An 8,156-nucleotide genomic window follows, 5' to 3' on the forward strand; every position below is an offset into this window, starting at 1 on the left:
GGCATGATGGTCGATCCGGCTGTCACCTCTCATCATGTCTCGGATGGGGGAAAGGAATATTATTTCTGTAGTGCGGGATGCCGCGCCAAGTTCGCCGCCGACCCCGAGCGCTATTTGTCTGAGGATAGTAACAGGCCCGCGGCGGCCCAGCCCGGCGCCATCTGGACCTGCCCCATGCACCCGCAGATCCGTCAGGATCATCCCGGGCCATGCCCGATCTGTGGCATGGCCCTCGAGCCGGAGGTTGTAACTGCAGACTCGGGGCCAAGCGCTGAACTGCTCGATATGTCTCGCAGGTTTTGGATCGCTTTGGCGCTTACGGTGCCCATCTTCGTACTGGAAATGGGCGGACACCTGTTCCCGGCGCTGCACAGCCTCATTTCCGAGCGCATATCGGGCTGGCTCCAGTTCGCTCTGGCAACCCCGGTCGTGATCTGGGCGGGCTGGCCATTTTTCGAACGTGGTTGGGCCTCTGTCCGGACGCGCAACCTCAACATGTTCACCTTGATCGCGATGGGGACGGGCGTGGCCTGGGCTTATAGTGTGGTGGCCACTGCAGCGCCGGGCATATTCCCTGCAGCTTTTCGTATGATGGACGGCACGGTCGCGATCTATTTCGAGGCGGCTGCCGTGATCACCGTCCTTGTCCTCCTGGGCCAGGTTCTTGAGTTGCGCGCTCGCGAGCGTACCTCGGGCGCAATCAAGGCTCTTCTCAATCTCGCTCCCAAGACCGCGCGCAGGATTATGGCGGACGGGAATGACGAAGAAGTCGCGATCGACCTGATCGCTGTCGGCGACCGACTGCGGGTCCGCCCCGGCGAAAAAGTACCCGTAGATGCCATCGTCGAGGAGGGCCGCTCCTCCATAGATGAATCGATGGTCACCGGCGAATCCATGCCGGTGACGAAAACGGTCGGCGCCCATGTAGTGGCCGGAACGGTGAACCAGACGGGATCGCTCATCGTGCGCGCCGACAAGATCGGCCGCGATACAATGCTGGCGCGGATCGTTCAAATGGTCGCCGATGCGCAGCGATCGCGCGCTCCGATCCAGCGCATGGCTGACAAGGTCGCTGGCTGGTTCGTACCCGCTGTGCTCGGCATCGCGCTGCTCTCCTTCGCGATTTGGGCGATCTGGGGTCCAGAGCCGCGATTGGCACACGGCCTCGTTGCGGCCGTTGCGGTATTGATTATTGCTTGCCCCTGCGCGTTGGGGCTTGCGACTCCGATGTCGATCATGGTCGGTATCGGGCGCGGCGCTGGGCTTGGTGTCCTGATCAAGAATGCCGAGGCGCTCGAGCGAATGGAGAAGGTCGATACGATCGTCGTCGACAAGACCGGCACCCTGACCGAGGGACGCCCTTCCCTGACCGCCATCGTGGCGATGGACGGCTTTTCGGAGGATGATATTCTTCGGTTGGCCGCTGGCGTCGAACGGGCATCCGAACATCCCTTGGCGCTTGCGATCGTCGCTGCGGCCAAGCTCCGCCAGCTCGACATTCCTGAAGTTTCGGATTTCGACTCGCCCACGGGCAAAGGCGCTTTCGGCACCGTCGGTGGCAAACGCATATTCCTGGGTGCTGGAGCTTATCTAGACGAGAATGGCATCGATGTATCGACAGAAGCCACGCAGGCAGATGACATGCGGGCGGACGGCGCCACTGCGATCTTCGCGGCGGTCGATGGCCGCGTCGCAGGAATTCTCGCAATTGCAGATCCTATCAAGGCAACAACTGCTGAAGCGCTGGCGGCGCTGCGAAAGGAAGGCATCAGCGTCGTCATGCTGACCGGCGACAATCGAACGACAGCCCAGGCCGTGGCTCGTAAACTTGGTATCGACGCGGTTGAAGCGGAAGTCCTGCCCGATCAGAAAAGCGCAGTCGTGCTGCGCCTGCAACGCGAAGGCCGTGTGGTTGCAATGGCGGGCGATGGAGTGAACGATGCGCCAGCGCTGGCGGCGGCCGACGTCGGCATCGCCATGGGTTCGGGGACGGACGTCGCCATCGAGAGCGCAGGCGTGACGCTGCTCAAAGGCGATCTCAATGGGATCTTGCGCGCGCGACGGCTGAGCGAGGCGACGATGGCCAATATCCGCCAGAATCTTTTCTTTGCCTTCATCTACAATGCCGCAGGCGTCCCCATCGCTGCAGGTTTGCTCTACCCGGTGTTCGGCATTCTTCTGTCGCCCATTATCGCTGCAGCAGCGATGGCCCTCTCGTCCGTCAGCGTCGTCACCAATGCGCTGCGTCTCAACCGCGTGGCACTGTGAACATCGGCGGCGCATCAGCGGCGAGCAGCGTCTCGCAGCGGATGATCCGCCACTACGAGAAGATCGGTCTCATTCCGCCGCCGCCGCGGCGTGACGGTGGCTATCGAGACTATTCTGACGCTGACGTACATCGGCTGCGTTTCATCGCCAATGCCCGCGATCTCGGTTTTCCGATCGAAGAAATCCGAAAGCTGCTTGGTCTCTGGTCTGATCGCGATCGCGCGAGCGCGGAAGTCAAGGCGCTGGCGGAATCGCGCGCCGCGGACCTCGGCCGGAAGGCGGACGCGCTCAATGCGATGCGCGAAGCATTGCTCGACCTGGCGAAGGGCTGCCACGGCAACGAGCGGCCCGAATGTCCGATAATCACGCGCCTGGCCTCCTGAGCCTATCTGGCGGGGTCGGAAGATCGCCAGCAGGGCACGCTAGCCGCAAGGCTAGCCGATTCACTTGTGCAGGCCGCGTCCTGCCAGCTTCGCGAGCCGGCGCGGTAGGTCGGCAGCGATTTTGCGTTGCTATTGCGGCTGCGCCTTCTTCCATGTCCTGCATTCGGGTTTGGACCTGCCGCACCCTCGGCACCAGCCGGTCGAACCGTTGAACGCGCACAAGTCTATGCACGGGGACTTCACGCGTGCGCTTTCAATGGCATTCGATTGTCAGATGCTTCAACTCGTGGACGGGGACGAGCCGGTTACGGATAACACCCGCATCGATGCCCACGCCACCAACAACACCGACGATCGCGGCATGGGCGTCAGGGCCGACGCGCCAGACATGGAGATCGGAAATGCGCGCATCTCCTGGTCCTTCGACAAGATCCTGTATTTCCTCGGCAACGTGATTGTCTGTCGTATCGAGAAGGACTGCGGCGGTATCGCGCATCAAGCTCCAGGACCAGCGAGCGATCACCACTGCCCCGACGATTCCCATGACAGGGTCCATCCAGACCCAGCCCAGATAGCGGCCTGCCAGAAGAGCCGTGATCGCCAACACAGAGGTGAGAGCGTCGGCGAGGACGTGCACATAGGCTGAGCGGAGGTTATTGTCGCCGCCATGGGCATCATGGTCATGGGCGTGATCGTCATGACCGTGATGATGGTGGCTACCCGAGAGCAGGAATGCACTGACGATGTTCACGCCGAGCCCAATGACCGCAATCACCGTTGCTTCGCCAAACGCGACCTTGATGGGTTCGAACAGCCGCAGGATCGATTCGACCCCGATCCCCAAGGCGATAAGGCCTAGCACGAGCGCCGAAGCGAAGCCTGCCAAGTCGCCGACCTTCCCGGTTCCGAAGCTGAACCGTCCACTGGATGCATGCCGCTTGGCATAGGCATAGGCAATCGCTGCGACACTCAGCGCCCCGGCATGGGTCGCCATATGAAAACCGTCGGCAAGGAGCGCCATCGAGCCGGTAACATAGCCGGCGAAGATTTCGCCGATCATCATCACAGCCGTCAGCACCACAACCCACAAGGTCCTGCGGGCGTTCTCGTCGTGAGAGGCCCCAAGATACACATGGTCGTGTGTAAAGGCTTCAATGTCGCGGGACGTGGTCAATATCTCAGCCTCATTTTGCGTAGCGGCGTATGACCGCGATCAGTTCTTCCGCCCCTGCGGCGCGCTCCTCGGCCGGAAGATCGGGATGCGCCACATGGGCGCGGACATGCTCTTCGATAATCTCGTCCATGAGGCCGTTGATGGCACCGCGTGTCGCTGCAACCAGGTGCAGCGTCGTCGTGCAGTCCGTCCCTGCCGCCAGCGCTTTTTCAATCGCCGTGACCTGACCGGCGATGCGGCGCACCCGCTTCAGGAGTTCATCATTGCCTTCGGTCAAATGTCCCATAGCATACCCCCCTATCCTATAGACAGGCGCGCCGCCATAGCGATCAACTGGAAAATTGATTCACTGAATGGGGCTGGCGTCCGCACCATATATCTATAATAGCGGATATATGGAATCGGTATCTGCTATCTCGGCGCTAGGAGCGCTTGCGCAAACAACGAGGCTCGATGCCTTTCGTCTTCTGGTTCGGCACGAACCCGATGGACTCGCCGCGGGCGAGGTCGCGCGGGCGCTCGACGTGCCGCAGAACACCATGTCAGTGCATCTGGCGACCCTCGCGCGCGCTGGGCTCATTCGTTCCGAGCGACGCAGCCGGATCATCAACTACCGTGCCGACCTCGACCAGTTGAAGGCGCTCACGCTGTTCCTCGTCAAGGATTGCTGCGGCGGCAAGGCGGAGCAGTGCGAGCCGCTGATCGCCGAACTTTTCCCCTGCTGCTGATGGAGCCCATCATGTCCGATCGCGTCTTCAACATCCTCTTCCTGTGTACAGGTAACTCGGCACGCTCGATTCTCGCGGAGAGTGCGCTCACCAAGCTGGGCAACGGACGCTTCCGTGCCTTCTCCGCTGGGAGCTATCCCAAGGGTGCGGTCAATCCCGACGCCATCGCCTTGCTCGAACGGACCGAATATCCGACCGATGGCCTGCGATCGAAGAGCTGGGACGAGTTCTCCGGACCTGACGCGCCGGTGATGGATTTCGTGTTCACCGTCTGCGACGACGCGGCCGGCGAGACCTGCCCGATCTGGCCCGGCCATCCCGTCACCGCCCATTGGGGGATCGAAGATCCGAGCCACGTTCTGGGCACCCCTGTCGAACGTGAGCGCGCCTTCGGCACGGCGCTCCGCTACCTCGAGAACCGCATCAAGCTCTTCATCGCGCTCCCGTTCGAGAAACTCGAGGCTCGTGCGCTGCAAGCCCAGGTTCGCGAGATCGGCCATGGCGAAGGTGCGAGCAGCCGTCGCGGGGATGCGGCCTGATGCCAATCGACATGATCATCTACCACAACCCTGAGTGCGGCACCTCGCGTAACACGCTGGCGATGATCCGTAATGCCGGGATCGAGCCGCATGTCGTGGAGTATCTGAAGACCCCGCCGTCGCGGCCTATGCTGGTGTCGCTGATCGAACGTATGGGGATCGCACCCCGCGCTCTCCTGCGCGAGAAGGGCACGCCGTTTGCGGAACTGGGGCTTGGTGATGTGTCGCTCGGCGATGACCAATTGATCGATGCGATGATGGCGCATCCGATCCTCATCAACCGCCCGATCGTCGTATCGCCGCTCGGCGTGAAACTCTGTCGCCCTTCCGAACAGGTGCTCGACCTGCTGCCGAACGCGCAGCTTGGCGCCTTCGCCAAGGAGGACGGCGAACAGGTCATCAACGCAGCCGGCAACAGGGTCGGCGCATGACGGCCCCGATCGCGGCGCCGGCCAAGCCGGCGATCAGCACGTTCGAGCGCTATCTCAGTGCCTGGGTTGCGCTCTGCATCGTCGTCGGCATTGCCCTTGGCTACGCATTGCCAGGCTTGTTCAGGGCGATCGCATCGGCCGAAGTCGCGCGGGTCAACCTCGTGGTCGCCGTGCTGATCTGGTTGATGATCATCCCCATGCTGCTCAAGATCGATCTCGGCGCGCTGGGGTCGGTCAGGCGGCACTGGAAGGGCGTCGGCGTGACGCTCTTCATCAACTGGGCGGTGAAGCCGTTCTCCATGGCGCTGCTTGGCACGGTCTTCCTTGGCTGGCTGTTTCGGCCGCTCCTGCCGGCCGCCGACATCAGTTCCTATATCGCCGGCCTGATCCTGCTGGCGGCCGCACCCTGCACCGCGATGGTGTTCGTCTGGTCGAACCTTTGCGACGGCGACCCGACCTATACGCTGAGCCAGGTCGCGCTGAACGACGTCATCATGGTGTTTGCCTTTGCACCGCTGGTCGCCCTGCTGCTCGGCGTCGCATCGATCACGGTCCCGTGGGACACGCTGCTGATCTCGGTGGCGCTCTACATCGTGGTGCCGGTGATCGTTGCACAACTTGTCCGTCGCGCCCTGCTGTCGGCGGGCGGTCAGCCGACACTGGATCGGATGTTGGCCCGGCTGGGTCCGGTGTCACTCATGGCGCTCCTGACGACACTCGTCCTACTGTTCGGCTTTCAGGGTGAGGCAATCATCGCCCATCCATTGGTGATCGCCCTGATCGCGGTGCCGATCCTGATCCAGGTCTATTTCAACGCTGGCCTCGCCTACTGGCTCAGCCACCGGTTCGGTGTCGCCTGGTGCGTGGCCGCGCCCGCCGCGCTGATCGGCGCATCCAACTTCTTCGAGTTGGCGGTCGCCGCTGCGATAAGCCTGTTCGGGCTCAATTCGGGCGCGGCGCTTGCGACCGTGGTCGGCGTGCTGGTCGAGGTTCCGGTCATGCTGTCGGTGGTGAAGATCGTGAAGGCGACCCGGCCCTGGTATGAGGAGCGGGTGCCGGCATGATCGCGACAGCGCTCGACACCACCGTGCTATCCGATCTGGCGGCCGATCTTGCTGAAGCCGGCCTGCCGACCAGTGACCTTGCCGAACCGGGACGTCGCTTCTTCCGGTTCGAGGATGCTGCCGGTATCGTCGGATATGCTGGCATGGAGGGCGACGGGCCTGATCGGCTGCTGCGATCGCTGATCGTGAAGCCTAATCGGCGCAGCGGCAGCATGGGCACTGCCATTCTCGGCGCGATCGAGCAGGCGGCGACCGAGGAAGGCGTTGCTTCCCTCTATCTGCTGACCACCACGGCCGAACCGTTCTTCCGGCGGCATGGCTATGTCATGGCCAACCCTGCCGATGCGCCCGACGCCATAACCGGATCGGCCGAGTTTCGGTCGCTGTGCCCGGCGAGCGCCGCCTTCCTCTCCAAGCGGATTGCCTGATGTCACGTCTTCGTATCCTTGCCGACCCCGATTTCACGCCGGCGCTCGATCGCGACGTGATTCGCCCTGATTTCGCGACGGGGCTCGGTTCGCTCGATCATCCGCCGCGCATCCTGCTGCTCTACGGTTCGCTCCGCGAGCGGTCGTTCAGCCGGCTTGCTGTCGAGGAAGCGGCACGGTTGTTGATCCTGTTCGGCGCCGAGGTGCGAATATTCGACCCAAGCGATTTGCCATTGCCCGATCAGGTGAAGGCCGATGACCACCCCGCCGTCCACGAATTGCGCGAGCATTCCTTGTGGTCGGAAGGTCAGGTGTGGTGCAGCCCGGAGCGGCACGGCCAGATCACCGGCATCATGAAGGCCCAGATCGACCATCTTCCACTGGAGTTCGGCGGCATGCGGCCGACACAGGGCCGAACGCTCGCTGTCATGCAGGTGTCAGGCGGATCGCAGTCGTTCAATGCCGTCAACACGCTTCGGCTGCTTGGTCGCTGGATGCGGATGTTCACGATCCCCAACCAGTCGAGCGTCGCGATGGCGTTCAAGGAGTTTGACGAAGCGGGGCGAATGAAGCCGTCCAGCTATTATGATCGCATCGTCGATGTGATGGAGGAACTGGTTCGGTTCACTGTTCTTACCCGGGGTCATGCGGATCAACTCGTCGATCGATATTCCGAGCGCAAGACGGCGGCCGCCAAGCGCGACGCCGTGAAGGACCTTGCGTCGCAGTCGGTCGGCTGACCTGATCCGGACAGCCTCCGGGTCTACCGCGCTTCTGCAGTGCAAAGCGTTTCTAGCAAGGGACAGCCCAAGGTGTCGCCGGCTTCGCAGGCGGCGACGGTGTCGCCGAGCACTTGTTCCATACGGCGAAGGTCGGCGATTTTCAGGCGGATATCCCGCAGATGCTTGCTCGCCAGATCGCGCGCCTGCGCGCACGAGGCAACGCCCCCGTCGGCAAGTGCCAACAGCGCTCGCACCGCGTCGATCGGGAAGCCCAGTTCGCGCGCACGTCGCACGAACGACAGTCGCCGAACATCCGACGGGCAATAGGCGCGGTATCGCCCGCGGCGCAGCGGTACCGGGAGGACACCGATGCGTTCATAATAGCGGATCGTCTCGATGTTGCAGCCCGTGCGCTGCGA

General features: G+C 62.7%; 12 protein-coding genes. 8 read left to right on the plus strand and 4 right to left on the minus strand.

Features of this window, described 5'->3' with window-relative positions; all coding sequences use genetic code 11:
* Positions 1–3 precede the first annotated feature (3 nt).
* A complete protein-coding gene (locus tag EJC47_RS18855; protein ID WP_126849289.1) occupies positions 4–2,268 on the plus strand; it encodes a heavy metal translocating P-type ATPase in 2,265 nt (754 codons plus the stop codon).
* Positions 2,265–2,651 (plus strand): Cu(I)-responsive transcriptional regulator, encoded by a 387-nt coding sequence (cueR, locus tag EJC47_RS18860; protein ID WP_126849286.1) that lies wholly within the window; start codon positions 2,265–2,267, stop codon positions 2,649–2,651. Before EJC47_RS18855 ends, cueR begins: the two co-directional genes overlap by 4 nt.
* A 129-nt stretch (positions 2,652–2,780) precedes the next feature.
* On the opposite strand, the gene EJC47_RS18865 is transcribed toward cueR, so the two are convergent.
* The 3 genes from EJC47_RS18865 to EJC47_RS18875 are packed head-to-tail and all read right to left on the minus strand — an operon-like array spanning position 2,781 to position 4,111.
* Entirely contained in the window at positions 2,781–2,894 is a 114-nt protein-coding gene (locus tag EJC47_RS18865; RefSeq protein WP_081988753.1) for a DUF1289 domain-containing protein, read from the minus strand.
* Positions 2,895–2,904: 10 nt separating this feature from the next.
* Positions 2,905–3,825 (minus strand): CDF family Co(II)/Ni(II) efflux transporter DmeF, encoded by a 921-nt coding sequence (gene dmeF, locus EJC47_RS18870; protein ID WP_029622632.1) that lies wholly within the window; start codon positions 3,823–3,825, stop codon positions 2,905–2,907.
* 10 nt (positions 3,826–3,835) lie between these two features.
* Positions 3,836–4,111, minus strand: a complete 276-nt coding sequence (locus EJC47_RS18875) for a metal/formaldehyde-sensitive transcriptional repressor (RefSeq protein ID WP_010405486.1) — start codon at positions 4,109–4,111, stop codon at positions 3,836–3,838.
* A 109-nt stretch (positions 4,112–4,220) separates the two neighbouring features.
* Here EJC47_RS18875 and EJC47_RS18880 point away from each other — a divergent pair, with 109 nt between their 5' ends.
* From EJC47_RS18880 to arsH, 6 genes are read left to right on the plus strand one after another with little or no spacing between them, the layout of a single operon-like run.
* Positions 4,221–4,553, plus strand: a complete 333-nt coding sequence (locus tag EJC47_RS18880) for an ArsR/SmtB family transcription factor (RefSeq protein ID WP_126849287.1) — start codon at positions 4,221–4,223, stop codon at positions 4,551–4,553.
* An 11-nt stretch (positions 4,554–4,564) separates the two neighbouring features.
* A complete protein-coding gene (locus EJC47_RS18885) occupies positions 4,565–5,092 on the plus strand; it encodes an arsenate reductase ArsC (protein ID WP_010405484.1) in 528 nt (175 codons plus the stop codon).
* A complete protein-coding gene (gene arsC, locus EJC47_RS18890; protein ID WP_010405483.1) occupies positions 5,092–5,523 on the plus strand; it encodes an arsenate reductase (glutaredoxin) in 432 nt (143 codons plus the stop codon). The genes EJC47_RS18885 and arsC overlap by 1 nt, the downstream gene beginning before the upstream one ends.
* Positions 5,520–6,587: an ACR3 family arsenite efflux transporter gene (gene arsB, locus EJC47_RS18895; protein WP_010405482.1), complete on the plus strand. Its 1,068-nt coding sequence runs from the start codon at positions 5,520–5,522 to the stop codon at positions 6,585–6,587. The genes arsC and arsB overlap by 4 nt, the downstream gene beginning before the upstream one ends.
* Positions 6,584–7,015: an arsenic resistance N-acetyltransferase ArsN2 gene (gene arsN2, locus EJC47_RS18900; protein ID WP_010405481.1), complete on the plus strand. Its 432-nt coding sequence runs from the start codon at positions 6,584–6,586 to the stop codon at positions 7,013–7,015. The genes arsB and arsN2 overlap by 4 nt, the downstream gene beginning before the upstream one ends.
* A complete protein-coding gene (arsH, locus tag EJC47_RS18905) occupies positions 7,015–7,755 on the plus strand; it encodes an arsenical resistance protein ArsH (RefSeq protein WP_010405480.1) in 741 nt (246 codons plus the stop codon). Before arsN2 ends, arsH begins: the two co-directional genes overlap by 1 nt.
* 23 nt (positions 7,756–7,778) lie before the next feature.
* Here the strand turns inward: arsH and EJC47_RS18910 are convergent.
* Positions 7,779–8,156 (minus strand): MerR family transcriptional regulator (locus EJC47_RS18910; protein ID WP_126849288.1); only part of this gene is annotated, 378 nt, incomplete at its 5' end.

The organism is Sphingomonas sp. TF3 (assembly GCF_003985085.1).
Taxonomy (GTDB): Bacteria; Pseudomonadota; Alphaproteobacteria; order Sphingomonadales; family Sphingomonadaceae; genus Sphingomonas.